General features: G+C 59.5%; 22 protein-coding genes. 7 read left to right on the plus strand and 15 right to left on the minus strand.

The features are described from left to right. Positions 1-320 precede the first annotated feature (320 nt). The 3 genes from RHP74_RS23010 to RHP74_RS23020 form a co-directional block, all read right to left on the minus strand. Positions 321-1667: an ATP-binding protein gene (locus RHP74_RS23010; protein WP_010457134.1), complete on the minus strand. Its 1347-nt coding sequence runs from the start codon at positions 1665-1667 to the stop codon at positions 321-323. After that, positions 1664-2341, minus strand: coding sequence for a response regulator (locus RHP74_RS23015; protein WP_077749196.1), 678 nt, complete (start codon positions 2339-2341; stop codon positions 1664-1666). The genes RHP74_RS23010 and RHP74_RS23015 overlap by 4 nt, the downstream gene beginning before the upstream one ends. A gap of 165 nt (positions 2342-2506) precedes the next feature. After that, a complete protein-coding gene (locus RHP74_RS23020) occupies positions 2507-3109 on the minus strand; it encodes a membrane protein (protein WP_010457138.1) in 603 nt (200 codons plus the stop codon). Between the two features lie 147 nt (positions 3110-3256). Here RHP74_RS23020 and RHP74_RS23025 point away from each other — a divergent pair, with 147 nt between their 5' ends. Together RHP74_RS23025 and RHP74_RS23030 are read left to right on the plus strand one after the other, a co-directional pair. Then, positions 3257-4048: a dienelactone hydrolase family protein gene (locus RHP74_RS23025; RefSeq protein WP_311096356.1), complete on the plus strand. Its 792-nt coding sequence runs from the start codon at positions 3257-3259 to the stop codon at positions 4046-4048. Between the two features lie 174 nt (positions 4049-4222). After that, positions 4223-4948 (plus strand): 4'-phosphopantetheinyl transferase superfamily protein, encoded by a 726-nt coding sequence (locus tag RHP74_RS23030; RefSeq protein ID WP_311096357.1) that lies wholly within the window; start codon positions 4223-4225, stop codon positions 4946-4948. Positions 4949-5089: 141 nt separating this feature from the next. On the opposite strand, the gene RHP74_RS23035 is transcribed toward RHP74_RS23030, so the two are convergent. Then, positions 5090-6700, minus strand: a complete 1611-nt coding sequence (locus tag RHP74_RS23035; RefSeq protein ID WP_010457144.1) for an ATP-binding protein — start codon at positions 6698-6700, stop codon at positions 5090-5092. Then, entirely contained in the window at positions 6697-7410 is a 714-nt protein-coding gene (locus RHP74_RS23040; RefSeq protein WP_010457146.1) for a response regulator, read from the minus strand. Before RHP74_RS23040 ends, RHP74_RS23035 begins: the two co-directional genes overlap by 4 nt. Positions 7411-8142: 732 nt before the next feature. On the opposite strand from RHP74_RS23040, the gene RHP74_RS23045 reads away from it, so the two are divergent. After that, complete coding sequence (locus RHP74_RS23045; protein ID WP_010457148.1) at positions 8143-11037, plus strand: ribonucleoside-diphosphate reductase subunit alpha; 2895 nt, start codon at positions 8143-8145, stop codon at positions 11035-11037. 286 nt (positions 11038-11323) lie between these two features. On the opposite strand, the gene flgE is transcribed toward RHP74_RS23045, so the two are convergent. From flgE to RHP74_RS23075, 6 genes are all read right to left on the minus strand, one after another. Beyond that, positions 11324-12637: a flagellar hook protein FlgE gene (gene flgE / locus RHP74_RS23050; RefSeq protein WP_311096358.1), complete on the minus strand. Its 1314-nt coding sequence runs from the start codon at positions 12635-12637 to the stop codon at positions 11324-11326. 31 nt (positions 12638-12668) lie between these two features. Continuing rightward, positions 12669-13394, minus strand: a complete 726-nt coding sequence (gene flgD / locus RHP74_RS23055; RefSeq protein ID WP_010457152.1) for a flagellar hook assembly protein FlgD — start codon at positions 13392-13394, stop codon at positions 12669-12671. Between the two features lie 15 nt (positions 13395-13409). Further along, on the minus strand, positions 13410-13853 hold the full coding sequence (gene flgC, locus RHP74_RS23060; protein ID WP_010457154.1) for a flagellar basal body rod protein FlgC: 444 nt from the start codon (positions 13851-13853) through the stop codon (positions 13410-13412). A 3-nt stretch (positions 13854-13856) separates the two neighbouring features. Next, positions 13857-14264 carry a flagellar basal body rod protein FlgB gene (flgB, locus tag RHP74_RS23065; RefSeq protein WP_010457156.1) on the minus strand — a complete coding sequence of 136 codons (408 nt, stop codon included), beginning with the start codon at positions 14262-14264 and terminating at the stop codon, positions 13857-13859. A gap of 366 nt (positions 14265-14630) precedes the next feature. After that, positions 14631-15458: a protein-glutamate O-methyltransferase CheR gene (gene cheR, locus RHP74_RS23070; protein WP_010457158.1), complete on the minus strand. Its 828-nt coding sequence runs from the start codon at positions 15456-15458 to the stop codon at positions 14631-14633. 46 nt (positions 15459-15504) lie between these two features. Continuing rightward, on the minus strand, positions 15505-16437 hold the full coding sequence (locus tag RHP74_RS23075; protein ID WP_010457160.1) for a chemotaxis protein CheV: 933 nt from the start codon (positions 16435-16437) through the stop codon (positions 15505-15507). Positions 16438-16519: 82 nt separating this feature from the next. Here RHP74_RS23075 and flgA point away from each other — a divergent pair, with 82 nt between their 5' ends. From flgA to RHP74_RS23095, 4 genes are all read left to right on the plus strand, one after another. After that, positions 16520-17281 carry a flagellar basal body P-ring formation chaperone FlgA gene (flgA, locus tag RHP74_RS23080; protein ID WP_145309726.1) on the plus strand — a complete coding sequence of 254 codons (762 nt, stop codon included), beginning with the start codon at positions 16520-16522 and terminating at the stop codon, positions 17279-17281. Between the two features lie 165 nt (positions 17282-17446). After that, on the plus strand, positions 17447-17773 hold the full coding sequence (gene flgM, locus RHP74_RS23085) for a flagellar biosynthesis anti-sigma factor FlgM (RefSeq protein ID WP_010457164.1): 327 nt from the start codon (positions 17447-17449) through the stop codon (positions 17771-17773). A 48-nt stretch (positions 17774-17821) separates the two neighbouring features. Then, a complete protein-coding gene (locus tag RHP74_RS23090; RefSeq protein WP_010457166.1) occupies positions 17822-18289 on the plus strand; it encodes a flagella synthesis protein FlgN in 468 nt (155 codons plus the stop codon). Between the two features lie 92 nt (positions 18290-18381). Then, entirely contained in the window at positions 18382-19128 is a 747-nt protein-coding gene (locus RHP74_RS23095; protein ID WP_042932643.1) for a flagellar brake protein, read from the plus strand. A 66-nt stretch (positions 19129-19194) separates the two neighbouring features. Here RHP74_RS23095 and RHP74_RS23100 read toward each other — a convergent pair whose 3' ends face one another. The 4 genes from RHP74_RS23100 to RHP74_RS23115 form a co-directional block, all read right to left on the minus strand. Further along, on the minus strand, positions 19195-20565 hold the full coding sequence (locus tag RHP74_RS23100; RefSeq protein ID WP_083375939.1) for an MFS transporter: 1371 nt from the start codon (positions 20563-20565) through the stop codon (positions 19195-19197). A 70-nt stretch (positions 20566-20635) separates the two neighbouring features. Next, positions 20636-21877 (minus strand): glutamine synthetase family protein, encoded by a 1242-nt coding sequence (locus RHP74_RS23105; protein ID WP_169857058.1) that lies wholly within the window; start codon positions 21875-21877, stop codon positions 20636-20638. Positions 21878-22078: 201 nt separating this feature from the next. Beyond that, a complete protein-coding gene (locus tag RHP74_RS23110) occupies positions 22079-22771 on the minus strand; it encodes a sensor histidine kinase KdpD (protein WP_154501414.1) in 693 nt (230 codons plus the stop codon). Beyond that, positions 22768-24372 carry a tetratricopeptide repeat-containing response regulator gene (locus RHP74_RS23115; protein ID WP_010457175.1) on the minus strand — a complete coding sequence of 535 codons (1605 nt, stop codon included), beginning with the start codon at positions 24370-24372 and terminating at the stop codon, positions 22768-22770. Before RHP74_RS23115 ends, RHP74_RS23110 begins: the two co-directional genes overlap by 4 nt. Positions 24373-24549: the final 177 nt, after the last annotated feature.

Here is a 24549-nt window from a genome sequence, read left to right on the forward strand (position 1 = left end):
GACTGGCCCCATCGCGAGCAGGCTCGCTCCTACAGGTGATCGGTGTGAACGCAAATGATGCATTCACTGAAGATCTCCTGTGGGAGCGAGCCTGCTCGCGATGAACGATGATGCGGTCTGCCTGAACGAACGACTACGGTGGATCAAGCCTGTCCAGCATCCGCAACTGATTTTTGGGTTGAGTTGACTGGCCTCATCGCGAGCAGGCTCGCTCCTACAGGGGATCTGCGGAGCATGCACTTTTCGCGAGCGCCGCAGATTCAATTGTAGGAGCGAGCCTGCTCGCGATGAGGCCCGAAAAAACACCACCAACCCCTCGATCAAACCACCGGAAAATGAATCCGGAACGCCGCCCCGCCCATCGGCGAATCCCCCAGCGTCAGCTTCGCGTTGTAGCTCTCGATAATGTCCTTGACCACCGCCAACCCGATCCCCTGCCCCGGGTGCTGGCGATCCAGCCGCTCGCCCCGTTGCAGAATCCGCGCCCGCTGATCCGGCGGCACGCCCGGCCCGTCATCTTCAACGCACAACTCGACCCCGCTCAGGGTTTCGCGCACGCTGATGCGCACTTCGCTCAGGCACAGGCGATAGGCGTTTTCCAGCAGGTTGCCCATCATCTCCAGCAGCGCGCCCTGTTCGATCGGCACGTAACACGGCTCCGGCAGGTTGAAAGCAACGCGCACGCGCTTGTCGCGGTAGACCTTGTCCAGCGTGTCGCACAGACTTTGCAGCACCGGCTGCAGGCGCACCTGGTGACGTACCAGCCCACTTTTACGCAGGCTGGCGCGTTGCAGTTGATAGCCGATCTGCTGGCTCATGCGCTCGATCTGGGTTTGCAGCAACCAGGCCTGATCTCGGTTTTCCGGGCGCTGGGCCATGTCTTCGCTGACGCCTTGCAGCACGGTCAGCGGGGTTTTCAGGCTGTGGGCCAGGTCGTCGAGGGAATCGCGGTAGCGGCTGCGCTGCTCGCGTTCGCTGTGCAGCAAGCGGTTGAGGGAGCCGGTCAGGCGCAGCAGCTCACGCGGGTGTTGTTCGCTGAGGCTTTCGCGGGCGCCGCTTTCGATTTCGTCCAGCTCCTGACTGAGCCGACGCAAGGCCTGCAAGCCCCAGGTCAGGCCGATCCACAGCAGCGCCAGCAGCACCAGCAACGCGGCACCGAAACCGAGGTAGAGGTTTTCGCGCAGGCCTTCGAGGGTGACTTCGTACTCGTGCACCGGTTGCAGGGCGACGATGCTGAATGCCGCGCTTTTGCCGCTGAGCAGTTTGACTTCGACGTCGTAGACGAAGAACTCCTGACCATCGGCCTCGCGAATGCGCGCGAATTCGTTGCCGCGTCCGTCGTAACGCGGTTTGTAGTTGATCTTCTCTTCGCCGGTGGCCTTCGAGCGCCAGACCAAATGACCTTCGCGGTCATAGATGTAACCGAGCAAGCGGCTGTCAGTCAGGTTGAAGCGCTCATCGGGCAACTGCGCCGGCATCTGCAGGGCGTTGTTTTCCACCCGCGCGGCGGAAATCAACGTGTTTACGTCCGACGCCAGGCGTTGCTCGATGGAATCCTGCAACGCCAGGCTGAACGCGCCCTGCATCGCTGGCAGCAACGCCAGCATGAACAGCACCGCCAGGGTGGCGGCGGCCAGCATCAAGCGGACACGAAGGGAGCGAATCAAGTGCAGCGCTCATTGAACAGGTAGCCGAGGCCACGCACAGTGTCGATCGGTTTGAAACCTGCCGGGCCTTCGAGTTTGCGGCGCAGACGGCCGACCAGCACTTCGATGACGTTCGGATCGCGCTCGTCGTCGTCCGGGTACAGCTGCTCCATCAAGCGGTCCTTGGCCACCACTTGCTGGTGATGCCGCATCAGGTACTCGAGGATTCGATACTCGTAGGCGGTCAGCGCCAGCGGTTGTTCATCGAGGGACGCTTGTTTGCGATTGAGGTCGAGCAGCAGCGGCCCGGCGACGATGGTCGACTGGGTGAAACCGCTGGAGCGGCGCAGCAAGGCATTCAGGCGCGCATCGAGCTCTTCGAACTGGAACGGCTTGACCACGTAATCGTCGGCACCGGCAGCGAGGCCTTCGACCTTGTCTTGCCAGTTGCCACGCGCCGTGAGGATCAGGATCGGGAAGGCCTTGCCACGCGAGCGCAGATGACGGATCAGGTCGAGCCCGCTCATGCCCGGCAGGCCGAGGTCGATCACCGCCAGGTCGTGGTTGAACTGCTCGGTCTGATACAACGCCTCCTCCGCGTTGGCCACGGACTCGACCACGTGGCCGCTGTCCGTCAGGCGGGTTTGCAGGTGATGGCGCAACAGCGCTTCATCTTCGACGACCAGCAGTTTCATAACGCTCTCCTAGGCAAATCGTTATCTCCAGCAGCACAGTTCTCAGTCACACCGCAGAACCCTGTAGGAGCGAGCCTGCTCGCGATGGCGCCAGCACATTCGACATTGATGTCGACTGACACGCCGCTATCGCGAGCAGGCTCACCCCTACAGGGATTGCACTTATCAGAAAGCGTAGTTCGCCGACAGGTAGGTCTGGGCGCTGCTGGTCAGGTCCAGCGAACCCTGCTTGCTGCCACCGCGCTCGCTCATCTCGGTGCTGGCGTTGCTGCGCAGGTAACGGTAACCCAGTTCGACCGAGGTGTTTTGCGACACTTGCTGCAACACGCCAACCTGGCCGCCAATGGCGTAGCCGATGTTGCTGTCGCGGCTGAACCCTGGGGACTCCTGGGTCATTTTGGTCAGGCCGGCCGTGGCACCGCCGAACAATTTGGTGCTGGCGCCTACCGGGTAGAACAGATCGTAGCTGCCCAACAGGTTTTCCTGACGCAGTTTAATGCCATTGTGCGAACCCGACACGTTGTCGTAAGTGGCGTAGTAGCGGCCCTCGCTGTTTTGCTGGCCCAGACGCACACCCCAGGTGGTGTCCTTGCCGATCACGCCGTCGGCGTTCGGGTGGTTGAGGTTGTCGTTCAGGGCGTGGGATTTTTTGACTTTGTCGCTGGTCTGTCCAAGAGTAAGGCTGGCGAAATTATCGTTGGAAGCGAAAGCTGCGGTGCTTGCGCCCATGACGGTGAAAGCCAGAAGCAGTTTTTTGAAGTGAGTCATTGGGGAATTTCCTCATGCGCTATTTGCTTTTTGGGTACGGGGCAAGGTTACGCACCCACCCCTGAACTCCCCCTGAACGCACTCTGAACCTAAGCTGAATCAACTCCACCCGGCTGTTTTGATGACTTTTATGCAGGAGATCCGACCATGCGCGTTTTCCTCTCCCTCCTATTACTGGCCTTGAGCGGGCTCAGCCACGCCGAGATCAAGACTCAGGAGATTCCCTATCAGAGCCCCGATGGCACGAAGCTGATCGGCTATTACGCTTACGACGATGCTATTAAGGGTCAACGTCCGGGCGTGGTGGTGGTGCATGAATGGTGGGGCCTCAACGATTACACCAAGCGCCGCGCCCGTGATTTGGCCGGACTGGGTTACAGCGCGCTGGCCATTGATATGTATGGCGATGGCAAGAACACCGAACATCCCAAGGACGCCATGGCCTTCATGCAAGCGGCGTTGAAAGACAGTGCCGCGTCCAGCGCCCGCTTCCAGGCCGGGCTCGATTTGCTGAAGAAACAGCCACAGACCCATCCGGATAAAGTCGCTGCCATCGGTTACTGCTTCGGCGGTGCCGTGGTGCTGAATGCAGCGCGTCAAGGCGTTCCGCTGGCGGGCGTGGTGAGTTTCCACGGGGCGCTGGCGACCAAAACGCCCGCAACACCGGGCAGCGTGAAAGCGAAAATCCTGGTGGAGCATGGTGCGCTGGACAGCATGGTGACGGCGGACAACGTCGCGGCGTTCAAGGCTGAGATGGACAAGGCCGGGGCCGACTATCAATTCGTCAGCCTTGAGGGCGCCAAGCATGGGTTCAGCAATCCAGATGCGGATCGGTTGGGCCATGGCGATCATGGTGGGCCGGATATCGGGTACAGCAAGGCGGCGGATGAAAAATCCTGGGCGGATATGCAGGCGTTCTTCAAAAAAATCTTCGGTTAAGCAGAAGATCGAGGCGTGGCCTTCGCGGGCAAGCCTCGCTCCTACAGGGCTTGTGTCGTTCCGCCATTTCGTGATCGGCTCAAACCTGTAGGAGCGAGGCTTGCCCGCGAAGAACGATAACGCGGTCTACGTCAGGGCTACCCAGCCCGAAGGCAACCCGGCAAAATGCGCGACATGAATGCCACCCCCGCCCTGCCCGTCTGCTGCACCCCGCTCGATGCCCATTGGCCGCTGCCGTTTGTGCTGCCTGATACGGTGCTGTTGAGCACGCACTTCGATACCTCGCAACTGGTCCTCGATGATTTCACGCGCAGCGCCATCGAGCCGCCAGCGAGCATCCAGCGCTCGGTTGCCAAGCGTCAGGCCGAGTTTCTGGCCGGTCGGGTCTGTGCCCGGGCGGCGTTGCAGAAGCTGGAAGGGCTGAGTTTCAGCCCGGCCATCGGCGAAGACCGGGCGCCGGTCTGGCCTGCGCATATCAGCGGCTCAATCACCCACAGCACCGGCCGGGCCGCGGCGATTGTCGCGAACAAGACCCACTGGCGTGGATTGGGGATGGACCTGGAAAACCTGCTAAACCCTGAACGTGCCGAACGCCTGGCCGGGGAAATCCTTACCCCGGCGGAATTGCAGCGCATGGCCGCAGGTCATCGTGATCAGTTGGCGATGCTGGTCACGCTGACGTTTTCGGTGAAGGAGAGTCTGTTCAAGGCGCTGTATCCGATTGTTCGGCAGCGGTTTTATTTTGAACATGCGGAAGTGCTGGAGTGGAGCGAGAGCGGTGAGGTGCGGCTGCGATTGCTGACAGATCTGTCCAGCGAGTGGCGCAATGGCACTGAGCTGGATGCGCAGTTTGGGGTGGTGGATGGGCAGTTGTTGAGTCTGGTCAGCATCAGGGCTTGAGGATTTTTGGTGTTGGCTCGGGCCTCATCGCGAGCAGGCTCACTCCTACAGAGGATCTTCGGTGTCGCACAGATCCATTGTAGGAGTGAGCCTGCTCCGGGCGGCGTTCCGACGATGAGGCCAGTACAGACGCCGCAAATCTCACCGCTTCTCCTGATTCCTCGGCCAACTCAGGCTGAAGCACGCCCCGCCCAGACTCTTGCTCTTGCTGATCAACGCCCGCCCGTCATGCCAATGGATAATCCGCCGCACAATGGACAGTCCCAAGCCATGCCCGCCTGATGCCCGTGTACGGCTGTCATCAAGGCGCAGGAACGGCGTGAAGATTTTTTCCCACGCCGACTCTGGCACGCCCGGCCCGTCATCTTCGATGTCCACCCGGCAACGCTGCTGCCCCACCTGATAACTGACCGTCACCCGCGACGAGGCATGGCGCATGGCATTGCTCACCAGGTTCTGGATCGCCCGGTGTAAATAGCGCGGCTCGGCCTCGACCCAGGCATCGTCACAATCGGCGGCGGACAGGCACAACCCGCGCTGCACGGTGACGTCGGCGCGTAGCGGTGCCAATTCCTCGATCACTTGATTGACCAACGCATCCAGATCGATCCGCTGGAAATTCAACGCGGGCGAGCCCTGCTCCAAACGCGCGTAGGTCAGCATTTCGTCCACCAGCTTGTCGAGGTCCTCGATGTCGTGGTCCATGCCTTCGCGGTACTTCTCCAGAGCCTGTGGCGTGGTGGCCGAACCGATCATCTCCAGGCCAAAACGCAGGCGCGCCACCGGGGTGCGCAATTCGTGGGACACCGCGCGCACCAGTTCACGCTGGATCGCCAACAACTGTTGCAAGTGCTCGGCCATGCCATTGAACGCCGAGGCCAGCCGCCCCACCGAATCCGCGCCGCGCGCCGGCACGCGGGTTTCCAGGCTGCCCTTGGCAATACGCGTGGCAGCGGCTTCGAGACCACGCAAGCGACGCTCAAGTTGTCGCACCAATAGATAGACGATCAAACCGATCAGGCTCAAACCAAGAGCCGCGATCAGCACCAACCATTCGGGCGGATAAGGATTCATCTGGTACAGCGGGCCGATTTCCAGGACCCACGGCGTGCCGACCATGCCGGCAAACACCCGGATCGAGTCACCGCCCTTGCCCAATGCCATCACCGTGTCGCCTTCGGAGATCCGGCGGCTCTGGTCCTCGTCCATGTCCGCCTGGTCGACGGTGACCAGGCGCAAGTCGAAACCGAAGCCTTTGTCTTGTTTCAATTGCGCCAGGCGCTTGGGCTGCTCAGCCACCGGCACGCGCACCAGTTCGTCGGCCAGCAGATAGATAGTCGCTCGCGCCAGTTGCTCGCTGATTTGCTGGACTTCTCCCGTCAAAACCAACTGCTCCTTGTCGCTGACCAGCCGATACACCTTCGCTGCATGCGGGCCGGTCTGTTCCACCAGCGCCTGGCCGCGCAGCACGCGGGTACGCTGCGTCAGGTCGAGGTCGGTCTGGGCGAAGGTCTTCAGCGCTAACGGAATCCCCAGCAAACGCTCCCACACCAGCAAGGCCCGGTGGCGTTCGGTTTCGTTCATCGGTTGCAGGTTGTCGGCCATCAGCGAGAAGGTGCCGTGGGCCAGGCGTTCGCGGTATTGCTCACTGCGCACCTGGTTGAGCAGGTGCAAGGCCAGTACGCCGAGCACCGCGACCAGAATCAGCGCCGCACACATGCCGCCGTAGATGCGCAGGAAGATCGAGTTCACAGGGTGCAGGCTTCCGGAACGAACAGATAGCCTTTGCTGCGGATGGTCTTGATCAGTCGTGGATGCTCCGGATCGTCGCCGATTTTGGGACGGATGCGCGAGATGCGCACGTCGATGGAGCGATCCTGGCCGTCATAGCCGATGCCGCGCAGGGCGGTGAAAATTTCTTCCCGGGACAGGATGCGCCCGGCGTTGGCCACCAGCAGCCACAGCAGATCGAATTCGGCGCTGGTCAGCTCGATGCCGTTGTCATTCAGCCAGGCCTCGCGCAATGCGTTGTCCACCACCAGCGGGCCGAACTGCAGGCGTCGTTGTTTTTCCGGGGCCACCTCAGGGGCTTCACTGCGGCGCAACAGCGCCTGGATGCGCGCCAGCAGCAGGCGCGGACGCACCGGTTTGCACACGTAATCGTCGGCCCCCAAGTCCAGGCCAAGAATCTGATCGGTATCGTCGGTGCGGGCGGTGAGCATCAGGATCGGGCCGTCATATTTATTGCGGACCTTGCGGCAGATGCTCAGGCCATCTTCGCCCGGCAGCATCAGGTCGAGGATCACCAGGTCCGGCTTTTCATTAATGATGCGGGCCGCGGCCAGGGCGCCATTGCCCTCGATCGATACGCGCAGGCCATTGGCTTCCAGGTAATCGCGGGTCAGTTCGGCCAGACGCTGGTCGTCCTCCACAATCAATATCTGCCAGGCTTCTTGCTCCACGGTGACCTCTGCTTGCCAACAACACTTATAAGGAAGGATCCGCCCGTCTTTTTGTAATGATTGGGGAGGATAAGAATGCATACACACTGGCCGATTGTATAAACGCCGAACGCCGAGAACACAAGCCGGCAAATGCGTTCGGACAACCCGGATTTTTGTGATAGGGTTCGCGCCCTTAAAAATCCGAATGACTGTTTTCAATCGCTGAAAATCAGTGAAAAACGGTTCGCTCCCGCTAGGTCGCGGCCTACACGCCTGTTCCTTCTTTCACACACAATTTACGCACAGGTTTATCCACAGGTAGTACGTTGCAACACCCTCCAAAACGCATTATCTTGTAGCCCGGCGCCAAAAAAACCCTACATGTAGGGTTTTGGCTTAAAAAGCCTAACCACATTTCAGACCAGAAACTCAAGCGCTTTATTGCTGTTTCCGGTTGAACCAAGCGTGAATTTGAAAGCCCAAACCGCACCTGCGGATGGCACCGTTTTTTGAGGCCAGAACAGCCGGAACGGTACGGGTGTTGCAGTCATTACTGTCACCCTGAATGGAATCCGGTTTCGGGCCCTGGCTCGAGACCAAAGACTTCGGCAAGGAAGCGGCATCATTAGCCTTTTCCTACTGTCCCGAAGTTGTTATGCCCGAGGCCCCTCGGTTGTAGTGCTTCAGGACAGAACGGTGGGCACCATGAAGGTGCTCAAACAAACATAGAGAATGTGGAGACACTCCCCCATGCAAACCGACACAACTCGCGAGAACCCGCAGGGCACCTTGCCGCAGGCCGCTGATTCGACTTCGGATCTGTCCGCCACCGCGCCTGGCCAACTGCGCGTGATCAAGCGTAACGGCACTGTCGTTCCTTATACCGATGACAAGATCACCGTCGCGATCACCAAAGCGTTTCTCGCAGTTGAGGGCGGCACCGCTGCCGCCTCGTCGCGAATCCATGACACCGTTGCGCGCCTGACCGAACAAGTCACCGCAACCTTCAAGCGTCGCATGCCTTCGGGCGGCACCATCCACATCGAAGAAATCCAGGACCAGGTCGAACTGGCCCTGATGCGTGCCGGCGAGCAGAAAGTGGCCCGCGACTACGTGATCTACCGTGACGGTCGTTCGAAAGAACGCGCTGCCCACGCACCGGCCGAAGAAGCGGTCAACGCTCACCCGTCGATCCGCATCACCCGCGCCGATGGCTCATTTGCGCCTCTGGACATGGGCCGCCTGAACACCATCGTCACCGAAGCGTGCGAAGGCCTGGAAGAAGTCGACGGCGACCTGATCCAGCGCGAAACCCTGAAAAACCTGTACGACGGCGTGGCCCTGACCGACGTTAACACCGCCCTGGTGATGACCGCCCGTACCCTGGTCGAGCGTGAGCCGAACTACTCGTTCGTGACCGCTCGCCTGCTGATGGACACCCTGCGTGCCGAAGGCCTGAGCTTCCTGGAAGTCGCCGAAAGCGCGACCCACCACGAGATGGTCGACCTGTACGCCAAGGCCTTGCCTGCGTACATCGCCAAGGGTATCGAATTCGAATTGCTGAACCCGGTCCTGGCCACCTTTGACCTGGAAAAACTCGGCAAGGCGATCAACCACGAGCGCGATCAGCAGTTCACTTACCTGGGCCTGCAAACCCTGTACGACCGTTACTTCATCCACAAGGACGGTATCCGCTTCGAACTGCCGCAAATCTTCTTCATGCGCGTGGCCATGGGCCTGGCGATTGAAGAGAAGCAGAAAGAAGACCGTGCCATCGAGTTCTACAACCTGCTGTCGTCCTTCGACTACATGTCGTCGACCCCGACCCTGTTCAACGCCGGTACCCTGCGTCCACAGCTGTCCAGCTGCTACCTGACCACCGTGCCGGATGACCTGTCGGGCATCTACCACGCGATCCACGACAACGCCATGTTGTCGAAATTCGCAGGCGGCCTGGGCAACGACTGGACGCCGGTTCGTGCATTGGGCTCGTACATCAAGGGCACCAACGGCAAATCCCAGGGCGTTGTCCCGTTCCTGAAAGTAGTGAACGACACCGCCGTCGCCGTTAACCAGGGTGGCAAGCGCAAAGGCGCTGTCTGTGCCTACCTGGAAACCTGGCACATGGACATCGAAGAGTTCATCGAGCTGCGCAAGAACACCGGTGATGATCGTCGTCGTACCCACGACATGAACACCGCCAACTGGATCCCTGACCTGTTCATGAAGCGCGTCTTCGATGACGGCAAGTGGACCCTGTTCTCGCCGTCCGAAGTACCGGACCTGCACGACCTGACCGGCAAGGCTTTCGAAGAGCGTTACGAGTACTACGAAGCCCTGACCGAATACCCAGGCAAGGTCAAGCTGTTCAAGACCATCCAGGCCAAAGACCTGTGGCGCAAAATGCTGTCCATGCTGTTTGAAACCGGCCACCCATGGCTGACCTTCAAAGACCCGTGCAATCTGCGCAGCCCGCAGCAGCACGTCGGCGTGGTCCACAGCTCGAACCTGTGCACCGAGATCACCTTGAACACCAACAAGGACGAGATCGCCGTTTGCAACCTGGGCTCGATCAACCTGCCGAACCACATCGTCAACGGCAAGCTGGACACCGCCAAGCTGGAACGCACCGTGAACACCGCCGTTCGCATGCTCGATAACGTAATCGACATCAACTACTACTCGGTGCCACAAGCGAAGAACTCCAACTTCAAGCACCGTCCGGTCGGCCTGGGCATCATGGGCTTCCAGGACGCTTTGTACCTGCAGCACATTCCTTACGGTTCCGACGCGGCCGTCGAATTCGCCGACAAGTCGATGGAAGCGGTCAGCTACTACGCGATCCAGGCTTCCTGCGACCTGGCCGACGAGCGCGGCGCCTACGAGACGTTCCAGGGTTCGCTGTGGTCCAAAGGCATCCTGCCGCTGGATTCGCAACAGATCCTGATCGAGCAACGTGGCCAGAAGTACATCGACGTTGACCTGAACGAATCCCTGGACTGGGCACCGGTTCGTGCCCGTGTGCAGAAAGGCATTCGTAACTCCAACATCATGGCCATCGCACCGACCGCGACCATCGCCAACATCACCGGCGTATCGCAGTCGATCGAACCGACCTACCAGAACCTCTACGTGAAATCGAACCTGTCGGGCGAATTCACCGTGATCAACCCGTACCTGGTTCGCGACCTGAAGGCTCGCGGTCTGTGGGACTCGGTCATGATCAACGACCTGAAGTACTACGACGGTTCGGTGCAACAGATCGAGCGCATCCCGCAAGAACTCAAAGAGCTCTACGCGACCGCCTTCGAAGTGGACACCAAGTGGATTGTTGACGCGGCAAGCCGTCGTCAGAAGTGGATCGACCAGGCTCAGTCGCTGAACCTGTACATCGCTGGCGCTTCGGGCAAGAAGCTGGACGTGACCTACCGCATGGCCTGGTACCGTGGTCTGAAAACCACTTACTACCTCCGTGCCCTGGCCGCGACCAGCACCGAGAAGTCGACCATCAACACCGGCAAGCTGAACGCTGTTTCCAGCGGCGGCAACCACGGTGAAGATTCGGTCCTGGCAGCGCCAGCCGGCCCCGCTCCAGTGCCGAAGGCTTGCGCCATCGACGAGCCGGATTGCGAAGCTTGCCAATAAGCTGAGCCGGTGAGCGCCGCAAGGCGCTCGTCTGGATAACCCCCGATCAGTCCTCTGGATTGTCGGGGGTTTTCTTTTGCCCCAAGGAAAGTGGTGACCGGGCTGACGCCTTCGCGAGCAGGCTCGCTCCTGAACTGGACAGGCGCCGCACTGAAGATCCTTTGTAGGAGCGAGCCCGCTCGCGAAGGGGCCATCACTGACAACGCAAAATTCGGCACTCGAGACAAATCCCGCCCATAAAAAAAGCCCCTCTCACGAGGGGCTCTTTATTCAGCGCGAACCAGCATCAGGTCATCTGAATGATGGTCTGCATGATGGTGCTCTGAGTGGAGATGGTCTTGGCGTTTGCCTGGTAGTTGCTCTGCGCCTTGATCAAATCGACCAGTTCGTTGGTCAGGTTGACGTTGGACTCTTCCAGGGAGTTGGACACCACCGCACCCAGCGTACCGGTTTTCGGAGCATCGACACCCGCCTCGCCCGAGGCGAAGGTTTCTTTCCAGCGCGTACCACCGATGGGCTGCAGGCCTTGCTCGTTGGCGAAGCTCGCGACCGCCACCTGGCCGATGGCCTTGGTTTGCTGGTTGCTGAAGTTAGCGGTCATGACACCGGTTTCGTCGATGGTCAGGCTGGAAATCTGGCCAGTGGCGTAGCCGTCCTGAAACTGCTGGGTACGGGCAGTCGGCGAATTGTAAGAGGTGGTCTTGGTCATGTCGAAGGACAGGCCGCCAGTGGCCGCAACCGAACCGTTAGGCCCCCAGACTTTCGGCGTCACGTTGGCATTGGTGACCACGCCCGGCACCCAACCGGTCAACTGGAAGACTTTACCGGTCACAGCAAAGCCAGGACTGCCGGTCATGGTGTTGACGGTACCGTCAGAGTTGAAGGTCACGTTGGCCGTCACTGGCACCGGTGGCTCGGCGGCCGGGTTGGAAGGCGAACGACCGTCCACGTAGGTGTACACGGTCCAGTCGTTGGTACCGGTTTTCACGTAGTACTGGTCCAGGTTGTGCTCATTACCCTGGCTGTCGTAGATATGCGTGGAGATCGGCTTGTTGTAGCTCAATGGCTCGGCCGGGTTGAATGGTGTAACGGTCGGCAGGGCTTCCGAGGAGTTCAGGTTAATCGTCTGGTCGACGCGAGTGGTGGCCTTGGGCGACAGGCTCGAGGTGTCGATTTTCAGGTCGGTCAGCACGCCATTGATGATCTTGCCGTTGTCATCAACGCCGTAACCTTGCAGGCGGTTGCCGTTGTTGTCGACCACGTAGTTTTCGGCGTCAGTCTTGAACGCACCGGCACGGGTGTAGCTCAGGGAACCGTTGTCGCTGAGGATGAAGAAACCGCTGCCCTGGATGCCCATGTCCAGCACGTTGCCGGTGTTGTTCACGTCGCCCTGGCCGAACTGCTGGGAAACGTTGGCCAGACGCACGCCGTTGCCGACGGTCTTGCTGCCGGTACCCAGGCGCGTGGCCGAGTACACGTCTTCGAATTCTGCACGGGACGATTTGAAACCGGTGGTCGCGACGTTGGCGATGTTGTTGCCGGTCACGTCCAGTTGTTTGTTGGCTGCATAGAGACCGCTAAGGCCGATATTGAAAGACATATTCCACTCCTTTGTGCCGTGTTAGTCGGCTCTATATACCAATGGTCTGTACTTTGGACAGGGCGATACTGCCCAGGCCTGCGAGGTTCAGCATCAACTCACCGCCGGTCTGGCTGATGGTCACGCTGTTGACGGTGGCCGGCAGGTAGGTCACCAGCGCGGTCGCCTTGCTGTCGTAAGTCGCGGTGGCGGCAAATTTGTACGTGCCCGCCTTGGCCACTTCGCCCGCATCGTTCTTGCCGTCCCAGATGAAGCTGGCGTTGCCGGCCTGCTGGCTGCCCATGTCGATGGTGCGAATCACTTTGCCATCGGCGTCGGTGATCTTGATCGTCACCGGATCCACCGATGCCGGAACCACGGCCGTGCCGTTGAAGCTCTTGGAGGTATCGACCACCGCTGTGTCGGTCTGCGCGACCACCGAGCGGCCCACCAGCGAAGATGCTTGCAGCGCTTGCGACGAGTTGTAGTTGCCGGCAATGCCGCTGACCGTATCGTTCAGCGTGGTGATGCCTTCCAGGCTACTGAACTGTGCCAACTGAGCCACGAAGTCACCGTTGTCCTGCGGCTCGAGCGGGTTCTGGTTCTTCAGCTGGGTAACCAGCAATTGCAGGAACGCGTCCTTGCCCAACGCCTTCTTGCCGGTGGCGCTGTTGGTGGCCGAGGCCAGGCCGTCGCTGCTGGTGTTATTGGTCTTGACCGAAGAGTTGGCCAAGACGTCCTTGATGCTCACGCCGCTGGTGGTATCGGTAACACTCATCTGAGTCGCCCCTTATCACTGACCGAGGGTCAGGACCTTCTGCATCATGGTTTTGGCGGTGTTCATCATTTCAGCGTTGGTCTGGAACGAGCGACTGGCGGAAATCATGTCGGCCATTTCTTCGACAACATTGACGTTCGGGTAGTAGACGTAGCCCTTGGCATCGGCGGCCGGATGGTTCGGCTCGTAACGCGCGTCAAGGTTGCTCTGGTCTTCGACCACGCCCAGCACTTGCACGCCTTGGCCGGCGGCGTCCTGGTTCTGGAACAGCGAATCGCTGCCGCCGCTCTGGCCGCCCTGGAACATGGTGGCGAACACCGGGTGACGGGCGCGATAGGTCTGGTCGATGCTCGACGAGACGGTTTCGGCGTTGGCGATGTTCGAGGCCACGGTGTTCAAGCGCGTGGTCTGCGCGCTCATGCCGCTACCGGCAATGTTGAAAACACTGGATAGGGACATGACTTACTCTCCGCGCAGGGCTGACATCAGCCCTTTGAATTTGCTGTTGAGCAGGGTGAAGCTGGCCTGGAAGCCGACGGCGTTTTCCGCGTAGTTCGACTGTTCCAGTTGGGCGTCCACGGTGTTCTGGTCGATCGACGGCTGCATCGGCGTGCGATACATCAGCGACTCGTCGCCATTGCCCAGGCCTTCAGCCTCGATATGGCGGTTGTTGGTCATGTTCAAGGCAAACGTGCCGCCCTTGGTTTTCTCGTTCTGTGCGGCGAGCACTTTGGAGAATTCCAGGTCCCGAGCCTTGTAGTTCGGGGTATCGGCGTTGGCGATGTTGTTGGCCAGGACCTCGGCACGCTGCGCGCGGAAGCCCAGGGCTTGTTCGTGGATACCGAGCGCTTTATCGAAGCTGATGCTCATGTCGGGAAACCTTCGGGTGACCTGATTTTTCGTAACAGAGACATAGCAAGTGGCGTGCCAATTCAAAAAGCCCCGGAAACCGGGGCTTTGCCGGCAGTGGCAAGGCGGCAATGCCAGAAAAGCGGCAACCGATTTCCGCCGCCTGCCGCTTTTCTGCCGCTTATCACCCTCTAAAGAACACCACCATCCCCTGTGGGAGCGAGCCTGCTCGCGATGGCGTCGTGTCAGCCAGCATCCATGTTTCTGTTACACCGCTATCGCGAGCAGGCTCGCTCCCACAGGGGGATCGTGGTGATGTCAGGGAAATCATCGGGCAAAAAAAACGGGAACCCCTGAGGACTCCCGTTTTTTGATGCGGCCAACGAATCACTTCGCCTGGTAAATGATCCCCGGGCTGCACTGGACCATCTGGTAATGATCCGGCAAACCGTTCAGCGCTTCGGAGGCGCCGAGGAACAGATAACCGCCCGGCTTGAGCGTGCTGTGAATACGCAACAGGATGTCTTTCTTCACCTCGGCGGAGAAGTAGATCAGCACGTTGCGGCAGAACACGATGTCGAACTTGCCCAGGGCCGCGTAGCTGTCCAGCAGGTTGAACGAGCGAAACTCCACGCGGCTCTTGATCGGCGCCTTGATCGCCCAGCGCCCCGGCCCTTTGGGGTCGAAGTAACGCTGAAGGCGCTCGGGCGACAGACCACGGCCGATGGCCAGGCTGTCGTACTCGCCGGTCTTGCAGTTGGTCAGCATGGTGCCGGACAAGTCGGTCGCGACGATTTGCGCGCCCATCTTCAACTGGCCCATGTTGACGCGCTCGAACTCATCGATCGACATCGACAGCGAATACGGTTCCTGACCCGACGAGCACGCCGCCGACCAGATCCGCAAGCGCTGGCCGGGGGCCGCCTTGATCGCTTCGGGCAACACCTTGTTCTTCAAGACTTCAAACGGATAGGTGTCACGAAACCACAAGGTTTCGTTGGTGGTCATGGCATCCACCACCATCTCGCGCAAACCGCTGCGCGGCTGGGTCTGGATGCGCTGAACCAGCTCACCCAGGGATTTGATGCCTTGCTGCTCCATCAGCTTGTTGAGACGGCTCGAGACCAGGTACTGCTTGTTTTCACCGAGCAAAATGCCACAGGCTTTTTCCAGGAATACCCGGAACTGTTCGAAATCCAAATTACCCGTAGACAAAGATGCCGCCTCTTAAATCGTGTTAACCGCCAGGGGCAGAAGGCCCCTAGCTGATATCTGCTGCTTTGATCCGGTCGACTACCCGGGATGCCAGGTCATCAGGACGGAATTTTGCCAGGAAGTCGTCCGCGCCGACCTTCTTGACCATTGCCTGATTGAATACACCCGACAACGAAGTATGCAGGATGATATGTAGCTTTTGCATGCGCGGGTCGTTGCGGATCTCGGCCGTCAGGGTGTACCCGTCCATTTCCGGCATCTCGATGTCGGAAATCATCATCAGGAACTCTTCTTCCGGCTTCTTGCCCTCATCGACCAGCTTGCGCAAGTAATCCAGCGCTTGCCTGCCGTCGTTCAATGCCACCACTTCAACGCCGACCGTTTGCAGGCAACGGGTCACCTGCTTGCGCGCCACCGACGAGTCATCGACCGTCAATACCCGCAAGGACAGCGCCTTGTGCTGGGTTTCGACATCCACCACGCCGACCGAAATCGCTTCCGGTGTCGGCGCCACTTCCGCCAGCACTTTCTCGACGTCGATGATTTCGACTAACTGATTGTCGACCCGAGTCACAGCCGTCAGGTAATGATCGCGTCCCGTGCCCTTGGGTGGCGGATGAATCTCCTCCCAGTTCATGTTGACGATGCGCTCTACCGATCGCACCAGGAATCCCTGGGTCTTGGTGTTGTACTCCGTGATGATCACGAAGGGATTGCTTTGATCTTTAAGTGCGCCCGAGCCGGTCGCCATCGCCAGATCAAGAATCGGAATGGTCGCCCCCCGGATATTTGCCACACCGCACACGACAGGACTGGACTTGGGCATCAGGGTCAGTTTGGGGCATTGCAGCACTTCCCGAACCTTGAACACGTTGATCCCATACAGCTGCTGGCCGTCGAGACGGAACAACAACAGCTCAAGGCGATTCTGCCCAACCAGTTGCGTGCGCTGGTTTACTGAATCCATTACACCAGCCATGCACTGACTCCTACACCAACGCTTAAGTGTGTTGCGACGCACATTTATTGCTAAACGGCACGGCGCTTGCTTTTTAACTCTTATGAACACAGAACCGACATTTTTCCGACGCCTGACATCAATTACCCGCAAATTGCTTTGCGCAATGTCGGCCGCCTGCCTGTTCAACGCTGGCAGCCCTGCCCTTGCTGACGCGGTTACCTTGCCTGACATGCTTATCGGCGTCACTCAGGGCTTTCTTGAATTCACCGTAGAAGACTATTTGGCTACCAGTCAAACGGAAGGACGCTACGAAATCGAAGTCAACCAGCTCGATCCGCGACTGCGCATGCCCATGTGCGACAAGGAATTGACAGCCACCCTGGAGAGCCCGGCGACCCCGATCGGACGGGTCACGGTCAAGGTCCGCTGCGACAGCACATCCCCCTGGACAGTCTTCGTGCCCGCTCAAGTCCGCCTGTTTCGGGACGTTGTCACCACCACCCGGCCGCTCAAACGCGCCGGGGTCATCGAGCCCGGCGATGTCATGTTGCGCGAGCGAGACATCAGCCTGATCAACCAGGGTTATTTCACCACCCTGGAACAAGCCGTGGGGCAGAAACTTACCCGACCAACGGTCGCCAATCAGGTCCTGACGCTGGTCCATCTCGAACAGGCGGAAGTCATCAGCAAGGGCGACCAAGTGGTGATTATCGCCCGCAGTGGTACGCTCAGTGTGCGTATGCCGGGTGAAGCCCTGTCCAACGGCGGCCTGCGTGAACAGATTCGTGTGAAAAACCTCAACTCCCAGCGGGTCATCAAGGCGCAAGTCATCGCGCCGGGCCAGGTGGAAGTTGCCATGTAGAACAATCTGCTGGTGAAAGATGGCGCGCCGCCCGGCTGTTCCCTAAACTGTGCCGCAGGCAGGACAAGCGCTGGCGCATGCAAGCTCATTGATAAATGGGCCTAAAGTTTTCGCAGGGAGAGCCGAAAACATGGCAAGCGTCCAAATACCCAGAGGTTTTTTACCATGGTCATCGATTTCAGCCGTTTGAACAGCTCCTCGTCACTTACCGGTAGTACGCGTACCAGCACCGCGAAGGAAACCGCCGAAACCGGCACATCCGCGCCGCTGAATACCCCGGCCGAACAGGCCAGTACCGTCAAAAGCGGGGAATCGGTACACCTCAGCAATGAGGCTCAACAGTTGCAGAAGGTCACTGACAAGCTGCGCGATCAGCCTGCCGTCGACAACGCCCGCGTGGCCGAGTTGAAAGCAGCGATTGCCGATGGCAGCTATAAAGTCGACAGCAACCGTGTAGCCAGCAAACTGCTCAACTTCGAAGCCCAGCGCTAGGCCACGGCCTGCGCCAGGCTTTTGGACGCTTAAACCCCAAGGCCAGCCATGCACGACACTAATTTACTGCAACTGATCACCGACGACTTTGCTCCAGCGCAACGCTTGCTGGAGTTACTGCAAACCGAGTCCCTCGCCTTGCACGGTCGCGACATGCCGCTGCTCGAAGATATTCTGGCGCAGAAGCAGGCAATGATCATTCTGCTTGAACAGCATGGCCGCAAGCGCAGTGAAATCCTCGTCAGCCTCAATCTGCCGGCCGATCGCAGTGGCCTGGAGCAACTTGCCAGCCAGTCGAGCATCGGCGATCAATTGCTGGAACAGAGCGAGAAACTGACCGATCTACTGGCTCAATGCCAGGCAGCCAACGTCAATAATGGCCAGTCGATCCTGGTCCAGCAGGCCGCCACGGCCAATCAGCTGAAAATCCTCACCGGCGGCGAACCGCCAGCGCTTTACGATGCCCGCGGATCAACCTCCAAGCTCGCAAAGCCGCGCCCGCTTAGTCAGGCTTGAGCCTGTTGATGAGCACGCTCTATCAAGACGCCTCACATGCTGGCAGTATGCTAGCAAGTCGCAGTCAAATTTTGCCTGGAGAATGATGAACCGTGTTCAATGCCTTAAACGCGGACGATGCTCCGCAGCCACCCAAGGTGCTATCCACGCCGATGGAAATCGCCGGTAACCTGCGGCAGCTGCAAGAAAGCCATGATCCGTTGATCATCACGTTCCATGAGCGCACCCAGCGCTTCCAGAGCTATCTGGTGAACGTTGATCGCGACAGCAATTCGATCGCCCTGGATGAAATGATCCCGCGAGACGGGGAACGTTTTCTGCTGGCCGGAGAACCATTCAAGGTTGAAGGCTTTCATGACGGCGTGCGCATCGCCTGGGAAAGTAACGGTACGCTGACCATTGATGAGTCCGGCGATGCTCGCTGCTATCGTGGCCCACTGCCCGCTGAAGTGATCTATCACCAGCGCCGTAATGCGTTCCGTGCAGCGTTGAAACTGGCGCAACTGGTCAACGTCGAACTGGGCGGTGAGAAACTCAAATCGACCTTGGGCGGCAAGCTGCTGGACATCTCGGCCACCGGCTGCAAACTGCGTTTTGAAGGTGACATCACCGGCAGCCTGCAACTGGGCCAGGTCTATGACCGCTTTGTCGCCGCCCTGCCCTTCGGCAACATGACCGCACCGGTCGAATTGCGTTACCTGCACTTCGAAGAGAGGATCTCCACCACCTTCGCCGGTGTTCGCTTTCATAACATGAGCGGTCTGGTGCAGCGGCAAGTCGAACGGTTCGTCTATCAGCTACAGCGTGAAGCACGCCGTTTCGACAAAGACGACATGTAATACGGTGCTTCAACAAAAAACGGGCTGTCCCTTGCGGTGACTGCCCGTTTTTTTATGCGAAGGTTTTTAGGGCCTGGCTTCGGTGAAGCTTTGCTCACGACCCGCATCCGGGTCTTCTGATGGTGGATCGGTCTCGGGATCCGGTTCTGGTTCAGGCGCAGGTTCCGGGCTGATCGGATTTTGCATCTGATCCTGCACTACCTGCTCATCAACCCGCGGGTCAAGGCATGCCACCAGTGGCGAACTCGACATGCTGTCCGGCATAGCCACGTGATGCAGCGGCGCATCTTCGACCTGATGCAGGTTGGTGACCGCTTTCGGGCGAATCCGCCACACCAGCACCAACGCGAAGAAGCTGAAGAAGGCATACAGCATGTGGCTGCCGAACAGCTTCATCAGGACCCCGGCCACCAACGGCCCGATGCTGGCGCCCACGCCGTAAGTCACCAGCAACATCGCTGTCAGGGACACGCGACGATCACCTTCGACGTGGTCATTGGAGAAGGCCACCGCCAGCGGATACAGGCAGAACATCACCAGCGAACAGAAGAACCCGGCGACGAACAGAACCTCCAGCGGCACCTGCTGCATGATCGCCAGCGGCAACGCGGTCAGGGCCAGGACCACCGCAAAACAGCGGATCAACAACGCCCGGTCATAACGGTCAGAGAGCCAGCCCAATGGCCACTGCACCAGCAGCCCGGCAAAAATGCAGCTACCCATGAACAGACCGACCTGCTCGGTGGACAATCCTTGCTGCGAGGCATACAGCGGCGCCAGACCGTAGAAGGAGCCAATGATCAGCCCCGCGCCCAGCACCGTGCTCAATGACTGCGGCACGCGCTTGATGAAGAACCGCGGCTCCATCGGCGCCGGATGCAATGGCGCCGGGTGAATCCGCCGGGTCAGGGCCACCGGCACCAGGCACAACGCGAAGCACAGGGCGACCAGCATCAGCAGTTCCAGGCCCAGGGCCGGGTGCATGACCAGAATCAGCTGACCGAGCACCAACCCCAGGTAGGAAGCGATCATGTAGCCGCTGAACACCGTGCCACGCTGGGACGCTTCGGCCTGCTCATTGAGCCAGCTTTCGATCACCATGTACTGGCACATCATGCCGAGACCGACGATCACCCGCAGGAATATCCACGCTGGCAGCCAGTCGACCAGGCCGTGGCCGAGCACCGCCGCGCCGACAATCCCGGCGCAGGCCGAATAGGCGCGAATATGCCCGACCCGGGCGATCAGTCGGTGACCGATCTTGCCACCCAGCACCAGGCCGAAATAGTTGGCGGCCATCAACGCACCCACCCACAAGCTGTCGACGTTATCCGCCGCCAGACGCAAGCCCAGGTAGGTACTCAGCAAGCCTGAGCCGATCAACATCATCAGCGAGGCAAAATAAAGCGCTCGAAAAGGTTTCCAGATTTGGCGCATCGGCGTTCCGAGCGGCTCCTTGCGGTAAGAAACGGGCTATCCGAAAAGATAGCCCGAAGACGACAGGTCGTCAGGCCTGGGTGGCCAGAACACGGCGCTCCCAGGGGGTAATTTCATCAAAGAAGCTGGTCAACTCCATGGTCTTCGAAGCGACGTAGCCTTCGATGAACTCCTTGCCGAACAGTTCCTTCGCCAATTGGCTACGTTTCAGACGTTCAAGAGCGGCATGCAAGGTACACGGCAACGAAAGATTATCCGGGACTTCGAATTCGCCCTGGATCGCCTCGCTCGGCTCCAGTTCGTTCTCGATGCCATACAAACCGGCGGCAAGACTGGCGGCGATCGCCAGATACGGATTCGCGTCAGCCCCCGGCAAGCGGTTTTCGACCCGACGGGCGGCCGGTGAACTGGCCGGAATGCGCAATCCGGCGGCCCGGTTGTCGTGGGACCAGCAGGCATTGTTCGGCGAAGCATACGGATGGCACAAGCGCTGATAGGAATTCACATTCGGCGCAAACAACGCGGTGAAATCCGCCATGCCGGCCTGTTGGCCACCAATGAAGTGACGGAAGGTCGCTGTCGGTTGGCCTGCCGCGTCGCTGAACACATTTCGTCCGTTGCCGATCTCGACGATGCTCTGGTGAATGTGCATCGAACTGCCCGGCGTGTGCGCCAGCGGCTTGGCCATGCACACCACGCTCAGGCCGTGCTTGAGCGCGACTTCCTTGAGCAGGTGCTTGAACAGGAACGTCTGGTCGGCCAGCAGCAACGGATCGCCGTGCAGCAAGTTGATCTCGAACTGGCTGACGCCCATCTCATGCATGAAGGTGTCGCGCGGCAACCCCAGGGCCGCCATGCATTGGTAGACTTCGCTGAAGAATGGCCGCAGACCGTTATTGGAACTGACACTGAACGCCGAATGACCTTCCTCGCGACGACCGTCCAGGCCCAACGGCGGCTGGAACGGTTGCGTCGGGTCGGGATTGGGCGCGAACACGAAGAATTCCAGCTCGGTCGCCACCACCGGCGCCAGGCCCAGCGCCGCGTAACGGGCGATCACCGCCTTGAGTTGGCCACGGGTCGACAGCTTCGAGCTCTCGCCGGTCAGTTCATCGGCGTCGCAAATGGCCAGTGCCCGCGGTTGCTGGCTCCAGGGCAAGCGGTGGATGTGTGCCGGGTCAGGCACCAGCGCCAGGTCGCCATCATCGCTGCCGTAAAAGCGTGCGGGCGGATATCCGCCCATGATGCATTGCAGCAGCACACCCCGCGCCATCTGCAAACGCCTTCCTTCGAGAAACCCCTCGGCGGTCATTACCTTGCCCCGAGGCACGCCGTTCAAATCCGGCGTTACACATTCAATCTCATCAATGCCCGTCAATCGCTGTGCGAGTGAACGCTGGCCATCGGTTGTCATGACGCAGTCCTTTGTAATTGTGCGAGCCGCGAACGGCGACCCGTACAAAATAGGCTCCGCCTGTTCGGAATATCAAGCAGCGCCACACAAAAAGAAACGTCAGGGCAAACAGAGGCTGAACACCCCACCACCCAACGGCCCGCCGTTACTGATCCGGGTGCGTCCTTCCACGCCATTGCGCTGATGCAAGGCGGCGATCCGTCCGGCGAAATACAAGCCCAGGCCTGTGCTGCCGCTGCTGTGGTTGATGCCCTGCACATAATCGGCCTGACGCTCGATCATCTCGACCGGATAACCGTCGCCATCGTCGTTGATGGACAGCACCAGTTCGCCGGCCTCGTCGCCGACACTGATCAGCAATGACTGGCGGGCGTAACGAATGGCATTGTTGATGCAGTTGGCCAGCACCGAGGCCACCAGCTCGCGATCGAAGAAACCCAAGGGGCTCAACGGGTCGACTTCATAAGTCGCAACAATGCCGCGACTGGCGAACACTTCCTGATGAGCGGCCAGTTGCGCTTCGATGAAATCATCCAGCTCATGGTAGGCCGGCTGCAACGGCATCTGATTGACGCCCAGTTTGTACAGCCCCAGCAACTGCACCAGCATGCCGTTGAGGTGAGCGAACTCGTACTCGATGACGCCCTGCTCCGGGCTGTGCCGCTCGGGATCGGGCAAGCGGGCCAGCCATTGGCTGTGGGCCTGCATCAGCAGGGTCAACGAGTTCTTCATGTCGTGCACGGTGGAGGCAATCACCGTCGAAAAATCCAGTGCAGAGTTGTCGTGGCTCATCCGCTGAACGCCTTGATTTTCAGTTTCTGAAAGCGCGGATACCGCGCGTCGGTGTCGGGCATCATGCCCACCAGTTTCAGGCAAGCCCGGCATTCATCGAGCTCGGCCGACGCTACGCTGGTATCGGTGCCGTGCAGCAGCGATTGCGCCATGTTAAGGGCGATACTGATGTTCTTCGGTTGCAGCGCCAGCGCTTTGCGAAAGATTGCCCGGGCTTCGACCAGGTTGCCGGTCTTGTACACCTGCACACCCTGTCGGTTGAGGTCGGAGGCCGCGTTGCTCTGGCTGAGGATCGTCGGGTCATCGGTCAGTTTGGCGATCCCTTGCATCACCACCGGATCGTCACCGTAGATTTCCGCACAGTTTTTCAACATCGTCGCGCCGGCGCTCGCCTGGCCGAGCATTTGCAGCTGCTTGGCCACCAGCAGCGCGGCTTCGGCGCTCATGAACTGCTCCATGCCATCGAGGCGCATCATCGCCTGCTCGGTGAGCTTCTCGGCGGTTTCGGCGTCGTTGAGCAACAGGCTGGTGGCTTTCATCAGGCGCGCACGAATCTGCAGGCCAGGATCAGACGGGTTTTCCTTGGCCACCAGGCTGAGGGTCGTGTTGATCTCCAGTCGGGTGCGGGTATCCAGGCCTTTCTCGCTGCCTTTGCTGATCAACGCATGGGCCAGGCCGAGGTTGCTTTCGGCATCCTTGAAGCGTGACTGCGCGCCTTGGGACACGGCCTGGCGATAAGCCTTTGAGGCCGTATCGAAATCTTCGTTGGCCATCGCCAGTTTGCCCAGCAGAGCTTGCCGGCGCACCGCCAGCGGCGACAGGCGAATGGCTTCTTCCAATACTTTCTGCGCGCCCTTGGTATCCCCTTCGGCCACCAGCACATCAGCCATGCCGTCATACAGCGCCGGCATCATCGGAAACACTTTCAGGGCTTTTTCGTAGACGCCTTTAGCCTGGCTGACCTGGCCACGCTTGAACAGCAACTTGCCCAACCCGGCAAACGCCCACGGCAACGGCCGATCGGCAATGATGCTGTCGTAGAGACGTTCCAGCGCTTCGTTTTGATTCAGGTCGCGCAAGGCGTCCGCGCGGTAACGCAGGCACAGCGGCGAATAACGGATGTCCTTCTTGCACAGCTCGATGCAGGCATTGAGCACTTCGAGCGGTTTGCCACGATCGAGCGCTTGCAGGATCGGCTTGAGCAGGTTCTTGCGCTGTTCCAGACGCTCCAGGCGCTGGGCCAGGCCGGAACGGTTGAACGGCTTGGTCAGGTAAGCGTCGGGTTCGTGTTCCAGCGCGCTGAGCACCATGGCCTGGCTGGTTTCGGCAGTGACCATGACGAACACGCTTTCATGGCTGATCAGTTTTTCGATCATCAAGTCTTCGAGGACTTGCTGGCCGTTCTTCTTGCCGTCGCCGAGGTGAAAATCCTGCAGGATGAAATCGTAGGCCTTCTGCGAACACATGCGCAGCGCCTGCTCCCCGGTGTCTGCGGTGTCGACGTCCTTGACCCCCAGTTCACGCAGCATGGACCTGACGGAACTGCGGAAATCCGAGAAATCATCGACGATCAGAAAACTCTTTTGGTGATACGACAGCATCGAAGATTTCCAGGCAATTTGAGAAGAAGACAATGACCGTTCGGGTTATCGGCCAGGAGTGCCGTTCCCTTGAGAACTCCAGCCAATCAAGTGTCTCTAAATATTTGAAGGTGTTATTGAAAAACGGGATTATGCTGCTTTATTGACGCGCTTTTTATAACCGAAGATATCAATAGA

Origin of the sequence: Pseudomonas sp. SG20052 (assembly GCF_031766055.1) — a bacterium.
GTDB lineage: Bacteria > Pseudomonadota > Gammaproteobacteria > Pseudomonadales > Pseudomonadaceae > Aquipseudomonas > Aquipseudomonas mandelii.